Genomic DNA, 23,130 nt, shown 5'->3' with positions numbered 1-23,130 from the left:
TCGGGCAGGCTGGGCCGCGTGAACGAAGACGTGCTGCGCTGGAGCGGCCAGCGCACGGACCGGGTCGACGAGGGGACGCTGCCGGGGCTGGCCCGCTTGACGGGGTTCGTCCGCAGCGTCCGGACACCGGAGTTCCGGGGCGTGACGTTCCACGAGGTGCTGGCGAAGAGCGCGTTGAACCACGTCCCGGCGGACGCGCGGATGCTGCCGGACGAGTACACGATCAACCCGTACCGGGGGTGCACGCACGCGTGCCAGTACTGCTTCGCGCGTCCGACGCACACGCGGCTCGGCTTGAACGTCGCCGGCGACTTCGACAACGAGGTGATCGTCAAGACGAACATCGTGGAGGTGCTGCGGAACGAGCTGGCGCGCAAGCGAAAGCTGCCGCCGCGGGTGGCGTTCGGCACGAACACGGACGTCTACCAGCGCGCGGAGGGCCGCTACGAGCTGATGCCGGGCATCATCGGCGCCCTGTCCGGGCACCGGGTGCCGTTCTCGATCCTGACGAAGGGCCCGTTGATCCGCCGCGACCTGCCATTGCTGGCCCGCGCGTCCCGGGCGACGACGGTGCACCTGGGCGTGTCGCTGTCGATGCTGGACGAGGAACTGCAGCAGTCGGTGGAGTTCGGCACGGCGACGACGTCGGCCCGCCTGGCGACGGTCCGCGCGATCCGCGACGCGGGGCTGGAGTGCACGGTGTTCCTGTCCCCGATCCTGCCGTACCTGTCGGATTCTCCGTCGCAGCTGGAGGCTCTGGTGTCAGCCGTGGCTTCGGCAGGGGCTACGGATGTGCTGTACCACCCGCTGTTCTTGTCTTCGGGGGTCAAGGACGTGTTCTTCGCTTGGCTGCGCCAGGCGCACCCGTCGCTGGTGGACTCGTACGTGAGGCTGTATTCGTCGGGTTCGGAAACGGGGTACCGGCACGAGATCGGGGCGCGGATCCGGCCGTTGATCGCGAAGTACGGGTTCCCGGAGCCGAGCAAGGAGATCGAGGACAAGTTCGCACTGAACGGCCGGCGCGGCCGGCCGCCGGCGCCGGAACCCGCTCAGGCGACGCTGTTCTGACTACTTGGTGCCGCCCGGCGCCCACAGGCCGTCGGCGTCGCCCGCCTCCAGCCGTCCTCGGTACACGCCGATCTTCCGGTCGATCAGCTTCAGGTTCTCCTGCAGCTCCTCCAACCGGGCCAGCACGTCCGCCCGGTGCGTCTCCAGCAGCGCCAGCCGCTCGGCTTCGTTCCCGCGGCCGTCGGAAACCAGCTCCGCGTACCGCCGGATCAGCTTGATCGGCATCCCCGTCGCCCGGAGCTTCGTGCAGATCTTGATCCAGTCCAGATCGAGCTTCCGGTACCGGCGACGTCCGCCGGAGGTGCGGTCCACCCGTGTGACCACCAGGCCGGCTCGTTCGTAGTAGCGCAGCGTGTGCGCGCTCACGCCCGTGCGGCGGGCCGCCTCGGCGATGGTCAGCCCGGCCTCGGGGATCGGATTGACTTCGAGCACGCTCTAAATCCTAGCGTCGATCCCATGAACGTTCCGACCTCGCGCCGTCCCGCGCTCGTGCTGGCCATCTGCTGCGCGAGCATCGTCGTCGCGGTGATGGACATCTCCACCGTCACCGTCGCCCTGCCCTCGATCCGCCGCGACCTCGGCGCCTCCGTCTCCGGCCTGCAGTGGACGGTCGACGCCTACACGCTGGTGCTGGCCGGGTTCCTCGTGCTCGCCGGGTCGACCGCGGACCGGTTCGGGCGCAAGCGCGTGTTCCTGACCGGGCTCACCGTCTTCGGCCTCGGGTCCCTGCTCTGCAGCCTCGCCCCGGGCATCGGCTGGCTCATCGCCGCCCGCGCGATCCAGGCCGTCGGCGGCACCATGCTCAACCCCGTCGCGCTGGCCATCGTCGCCACGGTCTACCCCGGGCCGGCCGAACGCGCCCGCGCGATCGGCGTGTTCGGCTCGATGTCCGGCCTGGCGCTCGCGCTCGGGCCGATCCTCGGCGGCGCCCTCGTCGACGGGCTGGGCTGGCGGGCCGTCTTCTGGGTCAACGTCCCCATCGTCGCCGTCGCCATCGCGGCCACCCTCAGGTTCGTCCCCGAATCCCGGGCGGCCCGCGCGCGCCGGTTCGACCCGCTCGGCCAGGTGCTCGTGGTCCTCGCGCTCGGCTGTGTGGTGGGCGCCATCATCGAGACCCGCGCCCTGGGCTGGACGTCGCCGGTGATCCTCGGCCTGCTGGCCGTCGCCGCGCTCGCCGTGGCCGCGCTGCTGCGCCACGAGCCGCGCCGCGCCGACCCGCTGCTCGAACTGCGCCTCTTCCGCAGTGTGGCGTTCAGCGGCGCGATCGTCACGGCGCTGTTCGCGCTCTGCGGCTTCGGCGCCTTCCTCTTCGTCACCACGCAGTACCTGCAGGACGTGCGCGGCATGACGGCGTTGACGGCCGGGCTCTGCCTGCTGCCCGTCGGTGTCCTGGTGCTGGTCCTGTCCCCGCGGACCGGACGGCTGGTCGGCACCCGCGGCCCGCGGCTGCCGCTGGTCGTCGCCGGGATCGCGCTCGCCCTCGGCGGTGTGACGTCGGCGTGGCTCGGCCCGGCCACCCCGCAGCCCCTCGTCCTGGCGGTCTACCTGCTGTTCGGCGTCTTCCTCGGCACGGTCAACCCGCCGATCACCACCACCGCCGTCTCCGGGATGCCGGGCTCGATGGCCGGGGTGGCCGGGTCACTGGCCTCGGCCGGGCGCCAGACCGGCACGACCCTCGGCGTCGCGCTCGCCGGGACGGTCGGCGCCGGCCCCGGCGTGTGGTGGCTGGTCGCGGCCCTCGGCGCCGGAGTCCTCGCTCTCGCGCTCGTCAGCACCGGCACGCGGGCGGCCGCCACCGGCCGGCGCGCCGCCGCGCTGTTCGCCGAGGTGGAAGGCGTCAGCCTCCCGCGACCGACGGGATGATCTGCACCTCGCCGCGGTCGCGCAACGCCGTCGACGGTCCGTCGAGCCGGCGGCACTCCTCGCCGTCGACATAGAAGTTGACGTACCGGCGCAGCCCCGCCTGCTCGTCGCGCAACCGCCGCTCCAGCGCCGGGTACCGCCGGGCGAGCTCGTCGAGCAGCGCGCCGAGCGTCGCCGTGCCGTCGAGCTCGACCTCCAGCCGGGACTCACCGCCCGTCTTCGCCCGCAGGGGCCCGGGCACCAGCACCGTGATCCGCACGGTCACACCGTCGCGGCGCGGACGCTCAGCACGTCCGGCAGGTGCGAGACGACCAGCCGCCAGCTGTCGCCGTCGTCCCGGCTGGCGTAGACGTCGCCGGTCCGGGACCCGAAGTAGATCCCGGCCGGGTCGGCGTCGTCGGCGCACATCGCGTCGCGCATCACCCCGGCCCAGTACCCGTCCGGCAGCCCGGCTCCCACCGCCTCCCACGACTTCCCGGCGTCTTCGCTGCGGTACACCCGGCACCGGCCCTCCGGCGGGAACCGCATGACGTCGGCGGTCAGCGGGAACGTGTAGATCACCTCGGGCCGGTGCGGGTGCACGACCATCGGGAAGCCGAAGTCGCTGGGCAGGCCGTCGGCGATGGACTGCCAGCTCGCCCCGCCGTCGTCGCTGCGGTAGACGCCGTGGTGCACCTGCGCGAAGAGCCGCTCCGGCGCGCTCGGGTGCATCGCGACCTTGTGCACGCAGTGGCCGTACTCGGGGTAGGGGTCCGGGACGTGCACCGCCTTGATGCCGGTGTTGCTCGCCCGCCAGGTCGCGCCGCCGTCCTCGGTGCGGTAGACGCCGCCGGTCGACATCGCCACGGTGACACGGCCGGGCTCGACCGGGTCCGGGAGCACGGTGTGGATGGCCTTGCCGCCACCGCCGGGTGTCCAGTGCTCGCGGTGCGGGTGGTCCCACAGGCCGCGGACCAGCTCGTAGGTGCGGCCGCCGTCGTCCGAGCGGAACAGCGCGGACGGCTCGGTGCCGGCGTAGACGACGTTCGGCTCGCTCGGCGGCCCGGGCACCAGCTGCCAGGCCCGGACCAGCGATTCGGCGGTGTCGGGCGGGAACGCGATCGGGGCGTGGTCGGGTTCGTCCCAGGTCGCGCCCAGGTCGTCGCTGGTGGCCACGCTCGGCCCGAAGTGCTCGCTGGTGACCCCGGCGAGCAGTCGCAGCGTGACCCGGCGCGTGTCGATGCCGACGGCGTAGACCTCGGTCATCGGGTGGTGCGGCCCGGTCACCTCCCAGTCCGCGCGGTCGGCCGTGCCGAACGCCAGCCACAGTCCCTTGCGCGTCCCGATCGCGAGCACGACAGGCATCCGACACCTTCCCCTCAGAGTGACCGGTGTCACAGTACTCTGCCGGAAAAACCTCCGGGGAAAAATGTCGAGCGCCGCGCGCGGCCGATCGACGCGGGGGTGAAGGCCGGACAGCGAGCCCGGGACGACCCGGGCCCCGGCCGACGAGAACCAGGAGCAAGACCATGCGTTTCCTCATGATGCACCGGATCGACGAGAACGACCCGGCCGCGTGGAACCCGACGCCGGAGTTCATGCAGAAGATGGGCGGGTTCATCCAGGAGGCGGCGGAGAAGGGCGTCCTGATCACCGCCGAAGGCGTGCACCCGACCGGCAAGGGCGCGCTGGTCCGCAAGCCGCGCGGCGCGGCCATCCGCGTGACGGACGGGCCGTTCGCCGAAGCCAAGGAGGTCATCGGCGGCTTCGCGCTGATCAACGCCGCCGACCGCGCGGAAGCGGTCGAGTTCGCCAAGCGGTACGTGGACCTGTTCGACCTCGAGATCGAGGTGGAGATCCGCCAGGTCGTCGAGTTCGACGACCTCCCGGCGCAGGGCTGACGGCCGCCGGTGGCGCTAGGCTGGCCGGGAACAGTCTCTGGGGGTGGAGCGATGTTCCTGGTCACCGGCGCCACCGGCAACGTCGGCGCGGAAGTGGTCGCGGCACTGGCGAAAGCGGGCGAACCGGTGCGGGCGCTGGTGCGCCGGCCGGACGCCGCGCTCCCGGCCGGCGCCGAGGCCGTCACGGGCGATCTCGACGATCCGGCGAGTCTCGAAGAGGCGCTGAAGGGCGTCGACGGGGTCTTCCTGCTGCCCGGCTACCACGACATGCCCGGCATGCTGGCGCGGGCGCGCGACGCGGGCGTCCGCCGGATCGTGCTGCTGTCCGGAGGATCGGCCGCGCTCGAAAACCTGGACAACGCGGTGTCGGCGTACCTGACGCTGGCCGAGCGCGCGGTACGGGACTCGGGCCTGGACTGGACGTTCCTGCGGCCGCGCGCGTTCATGGCGAACGCCCTGCGCTGGCTGCCGCAACTGCGCGCGGGTGACACCGTCCGCGCGCAGTTCCCGCGGGTCGCGGCCGCGTGCGTCGACCCGGCGGACATCGCCGCGGTGGCGGCGCTCGCGCTCGCGGGCGGCCACGAAGGGCGGGTGCACGAGCTGACCGGGCCGGCGGCGCTGCGGCCCGCCGACCAGGTCGCGGTGCTGGCCGAGGTGCTCGGCCGGAAGCTGGAGTTCGTCGGGCTGTCGGACGAGGAGACGCGCGCCGAACTGGAAGCGAGCATGCCGCACGAGTACGTCGAAGCGTTCTGGGACTTCTACGTCGGCGGAACGCTCGACGAGGCGACGGTCCACCCGACGGTGGCCGAGGTGACGGGCCGCCCCGCCCGGACGTTCGCCGACTGGGCGGTCGCCCACGCGGACGCCTTCCGCTGACCGCCGTCCGCCGGTTGGCCGTTGTGCCGCGGGCTGCCCGCGGGCCAAGGTGGTCGTGCTGTCGGCCACCAGGCGCGGGGGAGCGGACTTGATCGAGGGTGAGCCCGGACCGGCCGTGCCGCGCCGGCGGACCGACCTGTCCGCCGTGCTCGCGCTCGTGCTGTCGGTGCCCGTCGTCGCCAGCGGCCTGCTGGTGCTCGCGCTGGCCGGGAAACTCGCGTGGCCGCCGTACTTCTGGGTCTTCCCGGCCGGCTGGGTGCTGGCCGGCGCGATCACGTTCCTGCCCGCGTTCGAGCACTTCCTGCTGCCGCTGCTGTTCGGCCTGCGCGCGCCGACCGCTCGCGAGCTGACCTGGCTGACGCCGAGCTGGGAAGCCGTCTGCGGGGCCGCGGGCGTCGACAGCCGCCGGTACCGGCTGTGGGTGGAGCGTTCGCACGAGCTGAACGCCTTCGCCGCGGGCGGCCGGACGGTCGCGGTCACGCGCGCCGCGCTCGACCTCCCGCCGCCGAGCCTCGAGGCGATCCTGGCGCACGAGCTGGGCCACCACCTCGCCGGTCACACGCGGGCGTCGCTGCTGGTCTGGTGGCTCGAGCTGCCCGCCCGCCTGCTGGCCCGGCTGGTGCGGCTGCTCGCGCTGGCGGTGCCGTCCATCGGCCGGGCGTTCGCGCCGTTCGGCCGCGCGGTCGTCGTGCTCGTGACCCTGCTGCTCGGGCTGGGGGTGCTGACCGCGCTCGCGTTCCTGGACCCGTGGCTGCTGCTGACCCCGCTGCTCGGCCCGGTGCTCGCGTGGTCGAAGCGGCTCGGCGAGTACCGCGCCGACCGGATGGCCGCGCGGCTCGGCTACGGCCCCGAGCTGATCGCGCTGCTCAAGCAGTGGATCGTGCTCCACCGCGGCGACGAACGACGGCTGTGGGCCCGGCTGCTGGCCGGGCACCCGGCGCACATCGACCGGATCACCCGGCTGAAGCGCTGAAATTTTTCTGCGAAGGTGTGTCCAAGCGGCGGCCGGCCGTTCGTAGTGCCCTCGTACGGCAACCGAGCCACTGGAGGATCCCGTGAAGTACCTGATGCTGATCAACGCCTCGCTCGACGCGGACGGCGAGCCCACCGGCTGCAGCACGCCCGACGACTGGATGCTCTTCGACAAGTCCCTCAAGGAGGCCGGCGTCTACGTGGGCGGCAACTCGCTCGCCGACTTCACCACGGCCGCCGCGGTCCGGGTCGACGAACAGGGCGAGCGGATCGTCACCGACGGGCCGTTCGCCGAGTCCCGCGAGGTGCTCGGCGGCTACTTCGTCGTCGACGTGCCGGACTTCGACGTCGCGCTCGACTGGGCGGCGCGCTGCCCGGGCGCCCGCGACGGCGGGCACATCGTCGTGCGGCCGCTCGCGTCCTACGGGGACTGACGGCGGTGGCCGGGCGGGCGGATGCCTCGGTCGAGGCAGTGTTCCGGGAGGAGCGCGGCCTGTTGCTCGCCGCGCTCGTCCGGCGCTTCGGCGACCTGGACCTGGCGGAGGAGGTGACGTCGGAGGCGATCGAGGCGGCGCTGGTGCGCTGGCCCGCCGAGGGCGTCCCGCCGAAGCCGGGCGCCTGGCTGATGACGACGGCGCGGCGCAAGGCCGTCGACCGGCTGCGCCGCGACCAGGCCTACGCGGCCCGGCTCGCGGTGCTGCAGGTCGAGGCCGACCGCGCGGCGCCCGCCCCGCCCGCCGACGGCGGCCTGCCGGACGAGCGGCTCCAGCTGTTCTTCACCTGCGCCCACCCGGCGTTGCCGGCGGAGGACCGCACGGCGCTGACGCTGCGCTGCCTCGCCGGCCTGACGACCCACGAGGTGGCGCGCGCGTTCCTGGTGCCCAGCGCGACGATGGGCAAGCGGATCGTGCGGGCGAAGAACCGGATCCGCGCGGCCGGGATCCCGTTCCGGGTGCCGTCCGCCGAGGAGCTGCCCGGCCGGCTGCCGGGCGTGCTCCAGGTCGTGTACTCGATCTTCACGGAGGGGTACGCGGCGAGTTCGGGCCCGGACCTGCAGCGGCCCGACGTGGCGGAGGAGGCGATCCGGCTGGCCCGGATCCTGCGCAGGCTGCTGCCGGACGAGCGCGAAGTGGCGGGCTTGCTGGCGCTGATGCTGCTGATCCACGCGCGCCGCGAGGCCCGCACGGACCCCGGCGGCGGCCTGGTCCTGCTGGACGACCAGGACCGCGCTCGCTGGGACCGGGCGATGATCGCGGAAGGGACTTCGTTGGTGGAGGTCGCCTTGACCGGCGGCCCCCCGGGGCTGTACGGAGTCCAGGCGGCGATCGCGGCCCTGCACGACGAGGCGGCGGACGTGGCGAGCACGGACTGGCCCCAGATCGTGGCGCTGTACGAAGTGCTGCGGGGGCTGGCGCCGTCCCCGGTGGTGGAGCTGAACCGGGCGGTGGCGGTGGCGATGCGCGACGGCCCGGAGGCGGGGCTGGCGTTGCTGGAGGAGCTGGCGGACGAGCCGCGGTTGCGGGAGTACAGCCCGTTCCCGGCGGCCCGAGCGGACTTGCTGACGCGTTTGGGCCGCCACACCGAGGCGGCGGAGGCCTACGGGGAGGCGCTCGCGTTGGCGGGCACCGAACCCGAGCGCGCCCACTTGCGCCGGCGCTTGAGCGAAGAGGCTCAGCGGTGACTCGCTAGAGGTCGCCGGCGCTCCGGGTTTCCGGCGGCTGTTCGAGGTTCTGCTGGCGTTTCCGCTGTTCCGACTTGAGGCGGTGGACTTCCTCGACGAACTCCTTGAGCGCGATTTCCTCGGTTTCGCAGTACTTGTACCGGCCGACACCGACTTCGAACGCTTCCCACTCGTGCTCGATCGCGTCGGCGGTCTGCTGGAGGTAGAAGCTGCGCTCCTTGTACTTGTAGTACCCCATGAACCCGCTGGCGATGCCGACCGCCAGCGTCACCCCGAGGACGATCCAGCGGAGTGGTCCGCCGCCCGAGGAAACGCCGGACGCCGCGGTGGCGCTGATCGAACCGATGATGAGAACGCCCTGGAGGACGTTGTTGACGTTGCGGTACTTCTTGCTGTCGCCGCGGAGCCGCTCGATCTCGGTGTAGGCCTCGTCCTTGTAGATGAGCCGTCTCGTCCGCTGGTCGAACACGCCCTCGGTGATCTGGAGCTTCCGGGCGTCGCGTTTGGTCGCGATGAGGAGCTCGATCTCGCCCTCGGATCGGCGCCGTTCGACGGCTTTTCCTTTGCTGTTCTTCTCGCCCTCGGGGACGAACTTCGGTCCGCCGCCCGGGTTGCGCGAGAGATTGAACGCGGCCACGCAGCAGGCGATGGCGATGAGCAGCCCGGGAACGCCGACGGCGACGAGTGCGGACCGCGAGAGCCAGGGCAGCCAGAACAGCGTGTACAACACCAGCAGCAGCACCGGACCGAAACCGTAGGAGGCGACGGCGAGCCGCCGCCGTCGCCTGGCCACGACCGCCCAGTGCTCGTACTTCCGGATTTCGGCGTTGAGGCTCAGCAGTTCCGCGTTCGCGGCGAGTGCTGCCTCCCGCTGCTCCGGGGTCGGAACGGCCGGTTCGGCTCGCGTCGCCACTCGCCGGTTCAGCGCGCCGCCCCGGCCCTGGCCTCGGACATCGGCCATTGCTGTCGAATCCTTCCGGTTCGGGACCCGGGTCAGCCGGCTTGGGGAGTCAGGACGAGGACGGTGCTCGACAACTGCTGCACGAGGCTTCGCGCGGCGCGGGTGAACCCGCTGCAGTAGTCGATGAGCCGCGCGGCTGTCTCCGGGGTGGTGCCTGCCAGGTCGAGAACGACGACCCGCCCGGCGAGCAGGCTTTCGGCGATCTCCCGGGCGGCTTCGCGATAGCTCGCCGGATTGACGCGCACGGCCTGCTGGAGGTGAACGGCAGCACCGGGTGGCCGGCCGCCGCCGGTGGCGGCCAGCCATTCCGAGTCCTGGAGGGCTGCGTCCAGCGAAGACGTCCCGTCCGGCCCGACCCAGGAAACGTCGGAGCGAAGGACGGGACGGTCATCCGTTCGTCGCGTGTTTTCCCTGAGGAAACGGGCGGCCATCAGCAACGCGAGCAACGCCGACAGCGGCCAGACCAGGACCTGGACGTAGTCCAGCACGATGTTCGCTTCCGGCACGCGAGCATTCTAGGGGGCCGCGCGGAGTGCGATGGTGGATATGGAGAATCTTCCCACCCCACCACCCGAATCCGGCGACGGGCCGGAATTGTCGGTGGCCCCCGGTAAGCTGGAAACCGGGGGCCGGAGGCCCAGCCGTGCTCAGGCCGCCGCGCGCAACGCCGCCACCGCCGGTGCGAACATCGTCGCCTTGATCGCCCCGAGGGTCTCGCGGTCCTTGCCCGCCAGCACCTCGGCCCGCGCCGAAGCCACCTTCACGACTTCGCCTTCCGAGGCGATCTCGTCCACCAGGCCGAAGGTCACCGCTTCGGAACCGCCGAACCGCCGTCCGGTCGTCATCGACGCGATCGCCGCCGCCGGCGTCAGCTTCCCCTGGATCAACGCCGCCATCCCCGGCGTGAACGGGATGTTGATGTCCGCCTCCGGGAAGCAGAAGTACCCGCGGTCCGCGCGCATCACGCGGAAGTCGTGCGCCATCGCCAGCATCGCGCCCGCGCCGAACGCGTGGCCGGTGATCGCCGCCACCGTCGGGACCGGCAGCGTCAGCACCCGCGCGAACAGCTCCTGCACGTCCCTGACGTACTGCGCGGCCTCGTCCCCGTGCGCCGTCAACCACTCCAGGTCGAGGCCGTTCGAGTAGAACTTGCCGCCGCCGGTGGTCACCAGCACGTCGCCCACTTCGTCCAAAGTGGAATGCACGCGCTGCAGCCAGTCCGGGGAGAAGCGGTTTTCGTCGTCGCCCAGGTGCAAAACGGTCACTTTCGGTCCTTTTCTCGGGGCGGCACGGTCAGCACGGCCCGCACCGCGGCGGCCAGCCTCTCCCGCACCAGGGGGTCGGTGATGTCGCGCCGGAAGAACGCGGTCGGCAGGTCGACGACGCACGTCGTGATCACCTCGACGGCCAGCCCGTCGCCGCGGTCCCACACCAGCCGGGCGAGCCGCACGAGCAGCGCGACCAGCCGTTTGTCCACCGCGTGCAGGGCTTCGGCCAGCTCTTCGGGCAGGTCGGGGCCGAACAGCCGGTCGCCGCGCACCTTCAGCAGCATTCGCGCGCCGTCGGGACGCCGGGACGCGAACACCGCGGGCGTGTCGGCCGCCGCGACGACGGCCTCCACCGCCGAAGCCGCGGAGTCCACCAAAGAGGTCTGCAGGTCGAGGAACTCGGTCGCCGCGCGCAGCCAGACCCGCGCCAGCAGGGCGTTCAGCGACCCGAACGCGTGGTAGATCGTCCCGTTCGGGACTCCCGCCGCCGCGGCCAGGCCGCGCACGGTGACATCCGTCGAGGAGGCGACGAGCCGCTCGGCGACGTCGAGCAGCGCGTCGAGGTCGTGGACGCGGGGGCGGGGCATGCCGCGACCGTAACAGAACGCGTGCTCCAAAACCAGGCGGTAAGCTGCCGCCGTGGAGATCTGGGTCAACCCGGCGTGCTCGAAGTGCCGGTCCGCCGTGTCGCTGTTGGACGAAGCCGGCGCGCGGTACACCGTGCGCCGCTACCTCGAGGACCCGCCGACCGCGGCGGAACTCGAAGCCGTGCTCGGGCGCCTCGGCCTCGAACCGTGGGACATCACGCGCACCGCCGAACCGATCGCCAAGGAACTCGGCCTCAAGTCGTGGGGCCGCACCGGCGCGGACCGGCCCAGGTGGGTCGAAGCCCTGGTCACGCACCCGAAGCTGATCCAGCGCCCGATCATCACGGCCGACGACGGCACCACGGTCGTCGCCCGCGACCCCGAAACGGTCCGCTCGGTCCTTTAGGGAATCACGCCGTCCTCGGCGAGCAGCGGAACGTCGAGCGGCACCGTCTCCGGGTACTTGATCCCGGCGCCGGTGTTCAGCACGACGACGTCTTCGTCGCCGCCCAGCCAGCCCGACTCGCGCAGGTGCCGCAACGCGGCGAAGCACGCCCCGCCTTCCGGGCAGACGAACGTGCCCTCGAACGTGGTCAGTTCCCGTTGTGCCGCAAGGAGTTCCTCGTCCGTGACGGCGACCGCGGTGCCGCCGGTCGCGTACACCGCGTCCAGCACGAGGAAGTCGCCCAGCGCCTTGGGCACGGTGATCCCGAAAGCGACGGTCCGGGCGTCCGGGAACACCGTGCTCTCCCGGTCGCCGCGCGAGAACGCCTCGACGATCGGCGCGCACCCGGTCGCCTGCACCGCGACCAACCGGGGCAACGGGCCGGAAACCCAGCCCAGCTCCCGCATTTCCAGCAGCGCCTTGTAGATCCCGATGATCCCGACTCCGCCGCCGGTGGGGTAGAGGACGACGTCGGGCAGCCGCCAGCCGAACTGCTCCGCGATCTCGTACCCCATCGTCTTCTTGCCCTCGATGCGGTAGGGCTCCTTCAACGTCGAAACGTCCTGTACCCCCGGCCGCCTGCCGACCGCCGCGGCGACGAGCTTCCCCGCGTCGCCGATGAGACCGTCCACCCGGTACAGCTCGGCCCCGGCGGCGACGCACTCCCGCATGGTGATCGCGGGCGCGTCGTCCGGCATCGCGACGAGGCTCGTCAGGCCCGCGCGGGCCGCGTACAACGCCCACGCCGCGCCCGCGTTGCCGTTGGTCGGCATCGCGATCCCGCCCACGCCCAGCTCGGCCGCCCGCGACACGCCGACCGCGGCGCCCCGCGCCTTGAACGTGCCGGTCGGGACCAGGCCCTCGTCCTTCACCCACAGCCGCGACAGCCCCAGCTCGCGGCCGTACCGCGGCAGGCGCAGCAACGGCGTCATGCCCTCGCCGAGGCTGACGACGTGCTCGGGCGAGCGCACCGGCAGCACCTCGTGGTAGCGCCACAGCGTCGGCTCGCGGCCGGCGATCTCCTTCGGCGTCACGGCTTCGCGGACGCCGTCGAGGTCGTACCGCGCGAGCAGCGGCGCACCCGACGGCGAGAGGCCCTGGACGACGTCGGCGTCGAGGCGCTCACCCGTCCGGGAGCAGTCGAGGTGGCTGAGGAACGAGTACGGCACGGCGCCTCCGGTCAGAACGGGCGGGTGAACGGCAGGGGCTTGCGCATCCGGACGAGCAGCAGCAGCGGAACCAGGACGTAGGGCAGGTTGAAGGCGAGGAACTTCGCCGGGTTGCCGGTGCGGAACGCGGGGTCGCCGAAGAACTCGACGCCGAACACGACGATCCCGGTCAGCGTGACGATCATCGTCGCGTAGACCACCGACGGCAGCTGGATCCAGTTCCGGCCGGTCAGCAGCGCGAAGACGAGCACGACGTAGAAGGGCATGTAGACGAACGCCGAGAGCCCGGTGACGATCCGCATCCAGTCCGGCGGGTGCATGAACAGCGGGTCGGCGTCGTGGGCGTACCAGTAGTTCGAGTTGACGAAGAAGTTGTCCGAAGGCTTCGAGAAGTCGACGCCGACGGTCGGCAGCAGGTCGCTGATCAGCGACGTCACCGTGAAGGCCGAGAACAGCACCGCGAAGAAGACGTCGATCTTCCGGTCCCGCAGCGGCAGGTTCATGGAGGTGATCCTAGGTCCTATTGTGAGGGGATGGACGCGCTGCGAGTGTGCCTCTACGTCTTCGCCGGGGTGACGCTCGGCACGTGGCTGATGTCGGTGCTGACCAGGGAGTACTCCTGGGTCGACCGGATCTGGTCGATCGTCCCGGTCGCCTACCTGGCGATCTTCGCCGGCGCCGCCGGGTTCGCCGACGCGCGGCTGGACGTGATGTTCGCGCTGGTGACCCTGTGGGGGATCCGGCTGACGTTCAACTTCGCCCGGAAGGGTGGTTACGCCCGCGGCGGCGAGGACTACCGGTGGGCGGTGCTGCGCGAGCGGATGGCGCCGTGGCAGTTCCAGGTGTTCAACTTCTTCTTCATCTCGCTCTACCAGAACGCGATCCTGCTGCTGATCACGCTGCCCGCGTACGCCGCTCTGGAGAACCAGGGCTCGTTCGGGGTCTGGGACGTCGTGGCCGCGGTGGTCTTCGCGGCGTTCCTGGTCGGCGAGACGGTCGCCGACCAGCAGCAGTGGGTGTTCCACCGGGAGAAGCGCGCGGGCCGGGCGCCGACGCGGTTCTGCCAGACCGGGTTGTTCCGCTACTCGCGGCACCCGAACTTCTTCTTCGAGCAGGCGCAGTGGTGGGTGATCGCGGTGTTCGGGATCGTCGCCGCCGGTCCGCAGTGGACGGTGCTCGGCGCGGTCCTGCTGACGCTGCTGTTCGTCGGGTCGACGAAGTTCACGGAGAGCATCACGAAGTCGCGTTATCCGGAGTACGCGGACTACCAGCGCCGGGTGTCGGCGGTGGTGCCTTGGCCGCCTCGTCGTGAACCGGCCCGGTCGTGACGGTCGTCGCGGCGCTGCAGGTCGGGACGGGCGTTCCGGTCGAGCGGACCCTGGCGTTCGAGGACGAGATCCGCGGCGCCGCACTGGTGGTGCTGCCCGAAGCCGTGCTCGGCGGGTACCCGCGCGGTGGCCCGTTCCCGGAGTACTTCCGCGCGGCGGTGCCGGTGCCGGGCCCCGAGGTCACCGAGCTGGCTGGCCTCGCGGCACGGACCGGGGCTTCGGTTGTCGCCGGCGTCATCGAGCGCGACGGCTCGACGTTGTACAGCACGGCGGTGTTCCTCGACCCCCACCTCGGGCTGGTGGCGAAGCATCGCAAACTGGTCCCGACCGAGCGCGAACGGCTGGTCTGGGGCCGCGGCGACGGGTCGACGCTCCCGGCGGTCCCAACGGCGGCGGGCCTGGCGGGCGCGGCGATCTGCTGGGAGAACCACATGCCGCTCTTCCGGGCGGCGATGTACGCGAAGGGCGTGGAGATCTGGTGCGCCCCGACGGCGGACGACCGCGACGTCTGGCAGGCCTCGATGCGCCACATCGCCGACGAGGGCCGGTGTTTCGTGGTGTCGGCATGCCCGTACGAGTCTTCGGGAGAGGATCCGTTCCGTGGCGGGAGCGTGATCGTGGGACCGCTGGGCGACGTGCTGGCCGGGCCGTTGCGTGGGTCTGAGGGCGTGCTCAAGGCGGAGATCGACCTGGAGCAGATCGTGGTGGCGCGGAAGAGCCTTGATGTGTCGGGGCACTACTCGCGGCCGGACGTGTTCTCGCTGACGGTGGACGAGCGGCCCCGGGACGGCGTCACCTTCCTGCGGTGACGCCCTCCCCGGCCGGGCTCAGACCGCCAGCCGGCCGCCGTCCACCGGGACCACCGCGCCCTGGACGAAACTCGACCCCGAGGTCACCAGGAACGCGATCGCCGACGCGATCTCCGCCGGTGCCGCCACCCGGCCGGCCGGGCCCGCCGCGGCCAGTTCGTCCAGGCCTTCGCCGAACACCGCCGTGCCCTCGGTGCGTGTCGGGCCGGGGCTGACCGCGTTCACGCGGACTCCCGACGGCCCGAACTCCGCCGCCCACGCCTTCGTCATCAGCTCGACCGCCGCCTTCGACGAGCCGTACAGCGCCATGCCCGCCATGCCCCTCGCCGCGACCATCGTGGACACGTTGACGATCGCGCCGCGCCCGCGCGAAGCCATCTCCGGGGCCAGCTCCGCCACCAGGAAGTACGGCACCTTCACGTTGATGTCGTACACGCGGTCGAAGTCGGCCTCCGACAGGGCGGAGGTCGGTCCGGTCGGGAAGATCCCCGCGTTGTTCACCAGCACGTCGACCTGGCCGCCCAGCTCCCGCGCCCGGTCCGCCAGCGCCCGCGCCGACGCCGCGTCCGTCAGGTCGGCCGCCACGAAGTCGGCTTTGCCGCCCGACGCCCGGATCCGCGTGACGACCTCCTCGCCGCGTGCCGCGTCACGGCCGGACAGCACGACGTGCGCGCCGAGATCCGCCAGCGCGATCGCCGTCGCCCGGCCGATTCCGCTCGTTCCGCCGGTCACCAGTGCCGTCGACCCGGACAGTTCCGAACCCATCGCTCAACTCCTCGTATCCGTTGCCTTTCACCGGATACAAGCGCGACGACCGAAACGGGCTTCCGGCGAAGCCGTCGGCGCTTCTTATGCCCCTATTCGCCGTGCCGATAGGCCTCCAACGCGGCGACGAACGCCGCGAGGTCACGCCGGTGCGACGTCGCCGGCCACACCGCCCACGTCCGCCGCACGATCGGGTTCCCCGCCAAGGGCACCCACCGCACGGTGTCCGGCATCGGGTACGGCCACTCGGGCGGAGCGAACGCGTAGGCCCCGCCGGAGCTGACCGCCGGGATCTTCAGCTCGACGATCAGCCGCTGGTCCTCGGGGACCTCGGGGCCGACCTCGAGGCCGTGGCTGCGCAGGATCGCCGCCAGCTCGTCGTACCAGGCCGGGCTGCCCGCGCGGGCGAACGCGAACCACTCCAGCCCGGCCAGGTCCTCCAGCCGGACCGGCGACCCCAGCTTTTCCGCCAGCTCGGTGGCCAGCAGCACGCCGACGTCCTCGGCCACCACCTGCACCGCGTCCAGGTCGGGCCCCGGCGGACGCTCGCGGACCAGCCCGACGTCGAGCTCGCCCGCCCGCAGCGCGGTCACCTGCGCCACCGACGAGAGGTGCCGGGCCTGCACCCGCGTTTCCGGGTACGTCTCGGCCAGCCGCGCGAGCGCCGAGGGCAGCAGCTCCGGCGGCAGCTCCAGGGGGATGCCGACACGCAGCACGTCGGTCGTGGTGTGCCGCGCCAACGCGGCGAGGGCCTGTTCGTGGCGCGCCAGCACCGCGCGCGCCTCGCCCAGCAGCGTCGTCCCGGCCTCGGTCGCCTGGACGCCGGTGCTGGTGCGGACCAGCAGCTGGACGCCGAGCCGGCGTTCGAGCGCGGTGATCGTCTGCGACAGCGCCGGCTGGCTCACGTGCAGCTGCCGCGCCGCCTTCGACAGCGCGCCGGCCTCGACGACCGCGACGAACGCCCGCATTTCCCGGATCTCCATCAGCGGTCCCACCGGATCGGCAGCGACTTCAGGCCGTTCTGGAAGTTCGACCGCAGCCGCACCGGCTCACCCGCCGAAGACACGAAGCCGAGCTGGTCGAGCACCGCCTCGAACATCGCCCGCAGCTGCACGCGCGCGAGGTGCGCGCCGAGGCAGAAGTGCGGGCCGTGGCCGAAGGTCAGGTGGTCGTTCGGCGTCCGGCCGATGTCGAACGCGTCCGGGTCGTCGAACACCGCCGGATCCCGGTTGGCCGAAGAGAACCACACCACGACCTTGTCCCCGGCCCGGATGTCCACATCGGACAGTCGGACGTCGGAGACGGCGGTGCGCCGGAAGTGCATGACGGGCGTCCAGAACCGCAGCATCTCCTCGACCGCCGACGGCAGCAGGGAGCGGTCGGCCAGCAGCCGCCGGTACTGCGCGGGGTGCGAAAGCAGCGCCAGCAGCCCGCCGGGCAGCCCGTTGCGCAGGGTTTCGTTGCCCGCCACCGAAAACAGCCAGAAGAGGTTCTCGAACTCGGCGAGCGAGACGCGGCCGCCGTCGTCGCCGACGTGGCGCATCAGGTTGCTCATGACGTCGTCGCCCGGGTGCGAGCGCTTGTACTCGCCCAGCGCGTTGGCGTACGCGTAGAGATCGGGCATGCCCGCCCGCGTCCGCGGGTCCGGCATCGACCCGTCCGGACCCGGCGACGGGCGGACGGCGAGCGCGGCCCGCGCCAGCTCGCTCACCTCCGCGGGGGAAACCGTCGAGCTGACCGCGTACTCGGCGTCCTGGTAACCGATGACGCGGTTGCTCCAGTCGTACATCAGCCGCCGGTCCTGTTCCGGCACGCCGAACACCGACGCCAGCGTCTGCAGCGGAAGATCGGCCGCCAGGACCGCGAAGTCGCACGAGCCCCGCGAAGCGACGCCCGCGACGAGGTCCCGCGCGCGGCTCTCGATCTGCGACGTCAGCTTCGCGATCGCCCGCGGGGTGAACGCCTTCGTGAGCAGCCCGCGCAGCCTGCCGTGCTCCGGCGGGTCCATGTTGAGCATCATCCGGCGCACGTAGGCGAGATCGGCCGCGTCGCGGATCTGCGTCCCGCCGAGCTGGGAGGAGAACGTGCCGGGGTCGCGCAGCACCCGCCGCACCTCGGCGTGGCCGAGCACGGCCCAGAAGTGGTCGACGCGCACCACCGGGCCGGCGCGCCGCAGCCGCGCCAGCTCGTCGTACGGGACCCCTCGCACGTAGGTGTCCGGATCGGTGATCGCCACGAGCCCGACCCTAGCCGCGGCCACCGACAATTTGGCAGGCTGCCGGAATGGACACCCTGAACATGCGTACCGGCGGCGAAGGCGAACCGGCCGTTCTCCTCCTGCACGGCCTGGGCTCGACCGGCGCCGTGTGGAACCACTTCGCCCCGCCGCTGCCCCGGCGCGTCCTGGTGCCCGACCTGCCCGGTCACGGCCGGTCCGCGCCGCTGCCGCACTACAGCTTCGAGACGTTCACCGCGGCCATCGCGCGGGCCCTGCCGGGGAAGGGCCCGTACGTCGTCGTCGGCCATTCCCTCGGCGGGGTGCTGGCCCTGGAACTGGCCTCCGGGAAGTACGACGTCGAGGTCGCGGGCGTGCTCGCGGTCGGGGTGAAGGTCGAGTGGACCCAGGACGACCTGGGCCGCGCGGCGACGTTCGCCGCCCGCCCGGCCCGCGTCTTCGAGTCGCGCGTGGACGCCGAGCAGGCCTACCTGAAGGTGTCCGGGCTGCTCGGCATCGCGCCCGCGGACCCGGCCGGGCTTCGCGAGACCGAGGGAGGTTGGCGCCTCGCGATGGACCCGGCCGCGTTCGGCGTCGGCGCGCCGGACATGCCGGCGCTGCTCGCCGCGGCGCGGTGCCCGGTCGTGCTGGCGACGGGCGAAAACGACCCCATGAGCCGTCCGGACCAGCTACGCGCGCTGGATCCGGACGCGGTCACCCTCGCCGGCCTCGGGCACAACGCCCACGTCGAGGACCCAGCCGCCGTACGCGCCTTGCTGGAGCGCTTCGACGCCTGAAGGCTCGGGGGCAGCCGTCGTACCCCATGCGACGGCTGCTCCGAACCCCTCGCCACCACCGGACCCGCACAGCCTAGGAAACGGTGGTGGACGAACGGCTGTACCGGCTCCCCCGGCCGTCGTCACCCTCAGTACCTGCGGAAACGGTTATCTTCGCCGTTCGGTGGTACATCGGAAGCGGCACGATCGGAATGCTGGAGCGGTACGTTCCGCTGCGGGGGCACGCGGGGAGAGGACGCCTGTGGACGAAGGCCTGCCGTTCGCCGGGTGGCTGCGGGAGCGGCGCGTGCTCGCCGGCCTCACCCAGGCCCAGCTGGCCGACCGCGCCGGGCTGAGCCTGCGCGCGGTGCGCAACGCCGAGCTCGGCAGCGTCCGGCGCCCCCGTCCGGAGACCGAACGCCGGCTGCGGGAAGCGCTTGCCGAGGCCCCGCCGGAGCCGGTCCGGATCGGTGTCCTGGGCCCGCTCACCGTGCTGCGCGGCAGTTCCCCGGTCGAGATCGGCGCCGGGAAGCTGCGCCTGCTGCTCGCGCTGCTGGCCCTGCAGCCGAACCGGACGGTCCGGCGCGAGGACCTCGTCGACGTCATCTGGGACGAGCCGCCGCCGTCGTGCCTGGAGCTGCTCCACACCTACGTCGCGCGGCTGCGGCGGGTGCTGCGGCCCGCCGACCCCATCACCACCGACAAGGGCGGCTACCGGCTCACCGCCGGCGAGGACGACCTCGATCTGCTGCGCTTCGAGGCGCTCCTGAAGGCCGGCGCCCACCGCGAGGCGCTCGAACTCTGGCGTGGCCCGGCACTGGCCGACATCGATCGCCTCCGGCAGCACCCCCTGCGGCTGGCGCTGGCGATGAAGCGCGCGAAGACGGTCATGGCGTACGCCGAGGCGGCCGACCCCGAGGACGCGGCGGTGCACCTGCGCGCGCTGACCGCCGAGGAGCCGCTGAACGAGTCCGCGCACGCCCGGCTGATGCTGGCGCTGGCCGCGTCGGGACGGCAAGCGGCCGCCCTGGCGGCGTTCGAGGAGATCCGGCGGCGGCTGGACGGCGAGCTGGGCATCGAACCCGGGCCGGAGCTGCGCGCGGCCCAGCGGCAGGTGCTGCGCCAGGACTTCCCGCCGCCGCCCTCCCGCGTCCCCGCCCAGCTGCCCGCGGACGTCGCCGGCTTCCGCGGCCGCGGCGCGCAGCTGGCCGAGCTGGACGCCGTCGCGGCCGGCGACGGCACGGGCGCGCGCATCGCCGTCCTGTCCGGCACCGGCGGGGTCGGCAAGACCGCCCTCGCGGTGCACTGGGCCCAGCGGTCGCTCGCCGAGTTCCCGGACGGCCAGCTGTACCTCGACCTGCACGGCTACGGCACGGTCCGGCCGGTCGAGCCGGGCGACGCGCTGTCGGGGTTCCTGCGCGCCCTCGGCGTCGACGGCGCGGACATCCCCACCGAGCCGGAGGAACGCGCGGCCAAGTTCCGCACCGCGCTCACCGGCCGCCGGATGGTGCTGCTGCTGGACAACGCCGGCTCCGTCGGGCAGGTCCGCCCGCTGCTGCCCGGCTCGCCGTCGTGCCTGGTGCTGGTGACCAGCCGGGACGCGCTGCCCGGCCTGGTCGCGCGGCACGGCGCGCGACGCGTCGTCGTCGACCTGCTCACCGAAGCCGAAGCCCTCGACCTGCTGCGCACGCTGCTCGGCGAGCGCGTCGACGCCGAGCCGGACGCGGCCGAGGCGCTGATCGGGTACTCGGCCCGGCTGCCCCTGGCGCTGCGGCTGGTGGCCGAGCTGGCGCTGAGCCGCCCGGGCGAGCGGCTCGCCGCCCTCGCGGAGGAGCTGGCCGACGAACGCCGGCGCCTCGACCTCCTGGACGGCGGCGGGGACCCGCTGACCGCGGTCCGCGCCGTCTTCTCCTGGTCCTACCGGCACCTGGCGGCCGACGCGGCCCGCGTGTTCCGGCTCTGCGGCCTGCACCCGGGCCGCGACCTGACCCCGGCCGCGATCGCCGCGCTCGCCGGTGTCACCCCGCCGGAGGCGGAGCGCCTGATCGCGGTGCTCGTCCGCGCCCACCTCGCGCAGGAGACCGGCGACGACCGCGTCCAGCAGCACGACCTGCTGCGCGTCTACGCCGCCGAGCTCGCCGCGGGCGATGCGGCCGAGAGCCACGACGCGCAGGAGCGGCTGTTCGACTTCTACGTCCGTTCGGCCGCGCAGGCCATGGACGCCGTCCTGCCGCAGGAACGGCACCTGCGCCCGCAAGTGCCCGACCCCGACGTCAAGGTGCTCGACGCGCCGGCGTGGCTGGAGGCCGAGCGGCGCAACCTCCTGGCCGTCGCCGCGCACGCGACCCGGCACGGCTGGGCCGACCACCTGCGGCTGCTGTCCGGCATCCTGTGGCACTACCTGGACGTCGGCGGCTACCACGAGGAATCGCTGGTGCTGCACACGCACGCGTCCGCGCTGGCCCACGACGCCGGCGACGCGGTGGCCGAGGCGGAGCCGCTCACGCTGATCGGGCTGGGCCACTGGCGCGTCGGCCGGTCGCGGGAAGCGCGGCGGTACCTGGAAGAAGCGCTGGCGCTGGTCCGCGAGACCGGTGACCGGCGCACCGAAATCCACGTCCTCAACACACTCGGCCTGGTCTGCCGCGCGCTGGGCCGGTTCGCCGAGGCGATCACGTACTCGACGGAAGCCCTGTCGCTGGCCCGGAAGAACGGCGACCGCACGAGCGAAGGCCTCGTGCTGGTCGTGCTCGGCTGCTCGTGCCGCGGCATCGGCCGCTACGGCGAGGCGGTCGGCTACCTCGAAGAAGCGCGGGCGCTGGCCCGCGAGACCGCCGACCGCACCAGCGAGGGCTACGCGCTGGTCAACATGGGCGACGCCCTGTCGGCGCTGGGACGCCACGACGAAGCCGCGCAGGCGCTGGGGGAGGGGCTGGAGCACTTACGCGCCATGGGCGTGCGGGTGAGCGAGGGCTACGCGCTCGGCATCCTCGGCGACGTCGAGCACGCCCGCGGCCGGTACGCCGAAGCCGCGGCCCACCTGGACCGGGCGCTCGAGATCGTGCAGGAGACCGGCAGCCCGACCAACCGCAGCGTCGCGTTGAAGCACCTCGGCGACGTGCGGCTGGCCCAGGGGAGGCCCGCCGAAGCGGCCCAGCACCTCGAAGAGGCGCTGAGCCTGGCCCGTGAATGCGGCGACCGGGGCGTGGAGTCCCGGGTGCTCAACAGTCTCGGCGCGCTGGCCCGGGCGCGCGGCGCGGCCGCGGACGCGCTCGGGTACCACCGGGAAGCCCTTGCCGTGGCAAAGGAAACGGGCTGCCGTCCGGAACAGGGCCGGGCCCACCACGGGCTCGGCGAAGTCCACAGTGGACTCGGAGACCCGGGAGCGGCGCGCGAACACTGGGAACGCGCGCTCGCTTGTTACGCCGGGGAGTGCGTGCCCGGCGCGAAGCGGGTCCGGGACCGGCTGACGGACCTGGAGTAGTGGCGCTCGTCGGCGACGAGGTCGCCTTCGAGGCGCTGGACGTCCCGGTCGAAGACGTCGGTGCTGCCGGCCAGCCGGTTGCGCGGGTACGGACGGCGGCGGTACGCGTGGTCGAGTGCCCAGGCGAGCAGGACGACGGCGGCGAGAACGGCGATGATCATGACGCTCCTCCCGGAGTGCGAAGGGCTGTTGCCTTGAAGAACGTGTAGTGGAAGGTCCCGTATTCCCTGGTGGCGCGGTGCAGGTCGCGAATTCCGCGTGCCCAGCCGGCCTCGTCGGCGAGCCCCTTCGCCACCGCGGTCTCGCCGACGCCTTCGACCATCGCGGTGAAGGTGTCGCGGGTGAAACCGGTGACGAGGTCCGGTCGTGACGCGTCCGCGTAGACCGTCCGCGGCTCGACTTTCGCCCCGGCGAACCCGGCTTCGGCGAGCAGGGGGTACAGCCGTCGCCCGATGAGCCCGTCGCCGCCCGCGTCGGCCTGCAGGCGCACGAGGCAGTCGATCGCGGCCTGGGCGTGGTCGCTGCGCGGGTGGAAGAACGCGGAGCCGTGGTCGCCCTCGATCACGGTGATCGTGCCTCCCGGCCGCAGCAGCGTTTTCAGGTGGGCCAGCGCTTTCCCGGGATCCGGCAGGTGTTCCAGCACGAAGCAGACGAAGACGTGGTCCCATTCGCCGTCGAGGTCGAAGAGGTCGGCTCGGCGGAAGTCGACGCCCGGAACCCGTTGTCTCGCTTGGTCGAGGGAGGCCGCGGAGACGTCGACGGCGGTCAGGTGCGCGTCCGGGCTGCGCGCCACGAGGTGGACGGTCTGGGCGCCGACGCCGCAACCGACCTCCAGCACGCGGCTCCCGGCGGGGTAGGCCGTCCCGGCGTGCAGCAGCCCGGCGAGGGTGTCGGCCTGGTCGCCGAGGCGGCGAGCCTCGGGAGCGGTGTACCCGTGCACGTAAGTGGTGTCCATACGCCCAGCGTGCTGCGACAATGGCTCG

At 72.6% G+C, this 23,130-nt stretch carries 26 protein-coding genes; 12 read left to right on the top strand and 14 right to left on the bottom strand.

Annotated features, from left to right (window positions below):
• The first annotated feature begins 18 nt into the window (after positions 1 to 18).
• Positions 19 to 1,068, top strand: coding sequence for a radical SAM protein (locus ACWEVP_RS45605; protein WP_452068843.1), 1,050 nt, complete (start codon positions 19 to 21; stop codon positions 1,066 to 1,068).
• On the opposite strand, the gene ACWEVP_RS45600 is transcribed toward ACWEVP_RS45605, so the two are convergent.
• Complete coding sequence (locus ACWEVP_RS45600) at positions 1,069 to 1,500, bottom strand: MerR family transcriptional regulator (RefSeq protein WP_452068842.1); 432 nt, start codon at positions 1,498 to 1,500, stop codon at positions 1,069 to 1,071.
• A 24-nt stretch (positions 1,501 to 1,524) separates the two neighbouring features.
• Between ACWEVP_RS45600 and ACWEVP_RS45595 the strand changes: the two genes are divergently transcribed.
• Positions 1,525 to 2,931: an MFS transporter gene (locus ACWEVP_RS45595; protein WP_452068841.1), complete on the top strand. Its 1,407-nt coding sequence runs from the start codon at positions 1,525 to 1,527 to the stop codon at positions 2,929 to 2,931.
• Here ACWEVP_RS45595 and ACWEVP_RS45590 read toward each other — a convergent pair.
• Positions 2,906 to 3,190, bottom strand: a complete 285-nt coding sequence (locus ACWEVP_RS45590; protein ID WP_452068840.1) for a MoaD/ThiS family protein — start codon at positions 3,188 to 3,190, stop codon at positions 2,906 to 2,908. The two genes, ACWEVP_RS45595 and ACWEVP_RS45590, sit on opposite strands and share 26 nt — an antisense overlap.
• A gap of 2 nt (positions 3,191 to 3,192) precedes the next feature.
• On the bottom strand, positions 3,193 to 4,275 hold the full coding sequence (locus tag ACWEVP_RS45585; protein WP_452068839.1) for a WD40/YVTN/BNR-like repeat-containing protein: 1,083 nt from the start codon (positions 4,273 to 4,275) through the stop codon (positions 3,193 to 3,195).
• Between the two features lie 164 nt (positions 4,276 to 4,439).
• Between ACWEVP_RS45585 and ACWEVP_RS45580 the strand changes: the two genes are divergently transcribed.
• From ACWEVP_RS45580 to ACWEVP_RS45560, 5 genes are all read left to right on the top strand, one after another.
• The gene (locus ACWEVP_RS45580; protein WP_452068838.1) at positions 4,440 to 4,811 is read left to right on the top strand and encodes a YciI family protein; all 372 of its coding nucleotides are present in this window, start codon (positions 4,440 to 4,442) and stop codon (positions 4,809 to 4,811) included.
• Between the two features lie 51 nt (positions 4,812 to 4,862).
• Positions 4,863 to 5,687, top strand: coding sequence for an NAD(P)H-binding protein (locus tag ACWEVP_RS45575; RefSeq protein WP_452068837.1), 825 nt, complete (start codon positions 4,863 to 4,865; stop codon positions 5,685 to 5,687).
• Between the two features lie 88 nt (positions 5,688 to 5,775).
• Complete coding sequence (locus ACWEVP_RS45570; RefSeq protein ID WP_452068836.1) at positions 5,776 to 6,660, top strand: M48 family metalloprotease; 885 nt, start codon at positions 5,776 to 5,778, stop codon at positions 6,658 to 6,660.
• An 82-nt stretch (positions 6,661 to 6,742) separates the two neighbouring features.
• Positions 6,743 to 7,093 (top strand): YciI family protein, encoded by a 351-nt coding sequence (locus ACWEVP_RS45565; RefSeq protein WP_452068835.1) that lies wholly within the window; start codon positions 6,743 to 6,745, stop codon positions 7,091 to 7,093.
• 5 nt (positions 7,094 to 7,098) lie between these two features.
• Positions 7,099 to 8,340 carry an RNA polymerase sigma factor gene (locus tag ACWEVP_RS45560; RefSeq protein ID WP_452068834.1) on the top strand — a complete coding sequence of 414 codons (1,242 nt, stop codon included), beginning with the start codon at positions 7,099 to 7,101 and terminating at the stop codon, positions 8,338 to 8,340.
• 4 nt (positions 8,341 to 8,344) lie between these two features.
• Here the strand turns inward: ACWEVP_RS45560 and ACWEVP_RS45555 are convergent, their stop codons facing one another.
• From ACWEVP_RS45555 to ACWEVP_RS45540, 4 genes are all read right to left on the bottom strand, one after another.
• Complete coding sequence (locus ACWEVP_RS45555; RefSeq protein WP_452068833.1) at positions 8,345 to 9,301, bottom strand: DUF4231 domain-containing protein; 957 nt, start codon at positions 9,299 to 9,301, stop codon at positions 8,345 to 8,347.
• A gap of 32 nt (positions 9,302 to 9,333) precedes the next feature.
• The gene (locus tag ACWEVP_RS45550; protein ID WP_452068832.1) at positions 9,334 to 9,807 is read right to left on the bottom strand and encodes a cell division protein SepF; all 474 of its coding nucleotides are present in this window, start codon (positions 9,805 to 9,807) and stop codon (positions 9,334 to 9,336) included.
• A 141-nt stretch (positions 9,808 to 9,948) separates the two neighbouring features.
• Positions 9,949 to 10,566 (bottom strand): enoyl-CoA hydratase-related protein, encoded by a 618-nt coding sequence (locus ACWEVP_RS45545; protein ID WP_452068831.1) that lies wholly within the window; start codon positions 10,564 to 10,566, stop codon positions 9,949 to 9,951.
• A complete protein-coding gene (locus ACWEVP_RS45540) occupies positions 10,563 to 11,156 on the bottom strand; it encodes a TetR/AcrR family transcriptional regulator (protein ID WP_452068830.1) in 594 nt (197 codons plus the stop codon). Before ACWEVP_RS45540 ends, ACWEVP_RS45545 begins: the two co-directional genes overlap by 4 nt.
• A 52-nt stretch (positions 11,157 to 11,208) precedes the next feature.
• On the opposite strand from ACWEVP_RS45540, the gene ACWEVP_RS45535 reads away from it, so the two are divergent.
• Positions 11,209 to 11,562 (top strand): arsenate reductase family protein, encoded by a 354-nt coding sequence (locus ACWEVP_RS45535; RefSeq protein WP_452068829.1) that lies wholly within the window; start codon positions 11,209 to 11,211, stop codon positions 11,560 to 11,562.
• On the opposite strand, the gene ACWEVP_RS45530 is transcribed toward ACWEVP_RS45535, so the two are convergent.
• Both ACWEVP_RS45530 and ACWEVP_RS45525 read right to left on the bottom strand, forming a co-directional pair.
• Positions 11,559 to 12,770, bottom strand: a complete 1,212-nt coding sequence (locus ACWEVP_RS45530; RefSeq protein ID WP_452068828.1) for a threonine synthase — start codon at positions 12,768 to 12,770, stop codon at positions 11,559 to 11,561. The two genes, ACWEVP_RS45535 and ACWEVP_RS45530, sit on opposite strands and share 4 nt — an antisense overlap.
• Before the next feature lie 11 nt (positions 12,771 to 12,781).
• A complete protein-coding gene (locus tag ACWEVP_RS45525; protein ID WP_452068827.1) occupies positions 12,782 to 13,273 on the bottom strand; it encodes an EXPERA domain-containing protein in 492 nt (163 codons plus the stop codon).
• 30 nt (positions 13,274 to 13,303) lie between these two features.
• Here ACWEVP_RS45525 and ACWEVP_RS45520 point away from each other — a divergent pair, with 30 nt between their 5' ends.
• Positions 13,304 to 14,098: a DUF1295 domain-containing protein gene (locus ACWEVP_RS45520; protein WP_452068826.1), complete on the top strand. Its 795-nt coding sequence runs from the start codon at positions 13,304 to 13,306 to the stop codon at positions 14,096 to 14,098.
• Positions 14,095 to 14,907, top strand: coding sequence for a carbon-nitrogen hydrolase family protein (locus ACWEVP_RS45515; RefSeq protein WP_452068825.1), 813 nt, complete (start codon positions 14,095 to 14,097; stop codon positions 14,905 to 14,907). Before ACWEVP_RS45520 ends, ACWEVP_RS45515 begins: the two co-directional genes overlap by 4 nt.
• A gap of 18 nt (positions 14,908 to 14,925) precedes the next feature.
• On the opposite strand, the gene ACWEVP_RS45510 is transcribed toward ACWEVP_RS45515, so the two are convergent.
• The 3 genes from ACWEVP_RS45510 to ACWEVP_RS45500 form a co-directional block, all read right to left on the bottom strand.
• On the bottom strand, positions 14,926 to 15,672 hold the full coding sequence (locus tag ACWEVP_RS45510; RefSeq protein ID WP_452068824.1) for an SDR family NAD(P)-dependent oxidoreductase: 747 nt from the start codon (positions 15,670 to 15,672) through the stop codon (positions 14,926 to 14,928).
• A gap of 92 nt (positions 15,673 to 15,764) precedes the next feature.
• On the bottom strand, positions 15,765 to 16,655 hold the full coding sequence (locus ACWEVP_RS45505; protein ID WP_452068823.1) for a LysR family transcriptional regulator: 891 nt from the start codon (positions 16,653 to 16,655) through the stop codon (positions 15,765 to 15,767).
• The gene (locus ACWEVP_RS45500) at positions 16,655 to 17,908 is read right to left on the bottom strand and encodes a cytochrome P450 (RefSeq protein WP_452068822.1); all 1,254 of its coding nucleotides are present in this window, start codon (positions 17,906 to 17,908) and stop codon (positions 16,655 to 16,657) included. The genes ACWEVP_RS45505 and ACWEVP_RS45500 overlap by 1 nt, the downstream gene beginning before the upstream one ends.
• A gap of 47 nt (positions 17,909 to 17,955) precedes the next feature.
• On the opposite strand from ACWEVP_RS45500, the gene ACWEVP_RS45495 reads away from it, so the two are divergent.
• The gene (locus ACWEVP_RS45495; protein ID WP_452068821.1) at positions 17,956 to 18,684 is read left to right on the top strand and encodes an alpha/beta fold hydrolase; all 729 of its coding nucleotides are present in this window, start codon (positions 17,956 to 17,958) and stop codon (positions 18,682 to 18,684) included.
• A 241-nt stretch (positions 18,685 to 18,925) separates the two neighbouring features.
• Positions 18,926 to 22,147 carry a tetratricopeptide repeat protein gene (locus ACWEVP_RS45490; RefSeq protein ID WP_452068820.1) on the top strand — a complete coding sequence of 1,074 codons (3,222 nt, stop codon included), beginning with the start codon at positions 18,926 to 18,928 and terminating at the stop codon, positions 22,145 to 22,147.
• Here the strand turns inward: ACWEVP_RS45490 and ACWEVP_RS45485 are convergent.
• Both ACWEVP_RS45485 and ACWEVP_RS45480 read right to left on the bottom strand, forming a co-directional pair.
• Complete coding sequence (locus ACWEVP_RS45485) at positions 22,084 to 22,308, bottom strand: hypothetical protein (RefSeq protein ID WP_452068819.1); 225 nt, start codon at positions 22,306 to 22,308, stop codon at positions 22,084 to 22,086. The genes ACWEVP_RS45490 and ACWEVP_RS45485 overlap by 64 nt on opposite strands.
• A complete protein-coding gene (locus ACWEVP_RS45480; protein WP_452068818.1) occupies positions 22,305 to 23,102 on the bottom strand; it encodes a class I SAM-dependent methyltransferase in 798 nt (265 codons plus the stop codon). The genes ACWEVP_RS45485 and ACWEVP_RS45480 overlap by 4 nt, the downstream gene beginning before the upstream one ends.
• Positions 23,103 to 23,130 lie beyond the last annotated feature (28 nt).

The sequence above is a fragment of the Amycolatopsis sp. NPDC003865 genome (genome assembly GCF_053605345.1).
Note: the sequence above shows the minus strand (reverse complement) of the source record. Positions and strands in the feature narration are given on the sequence as shown.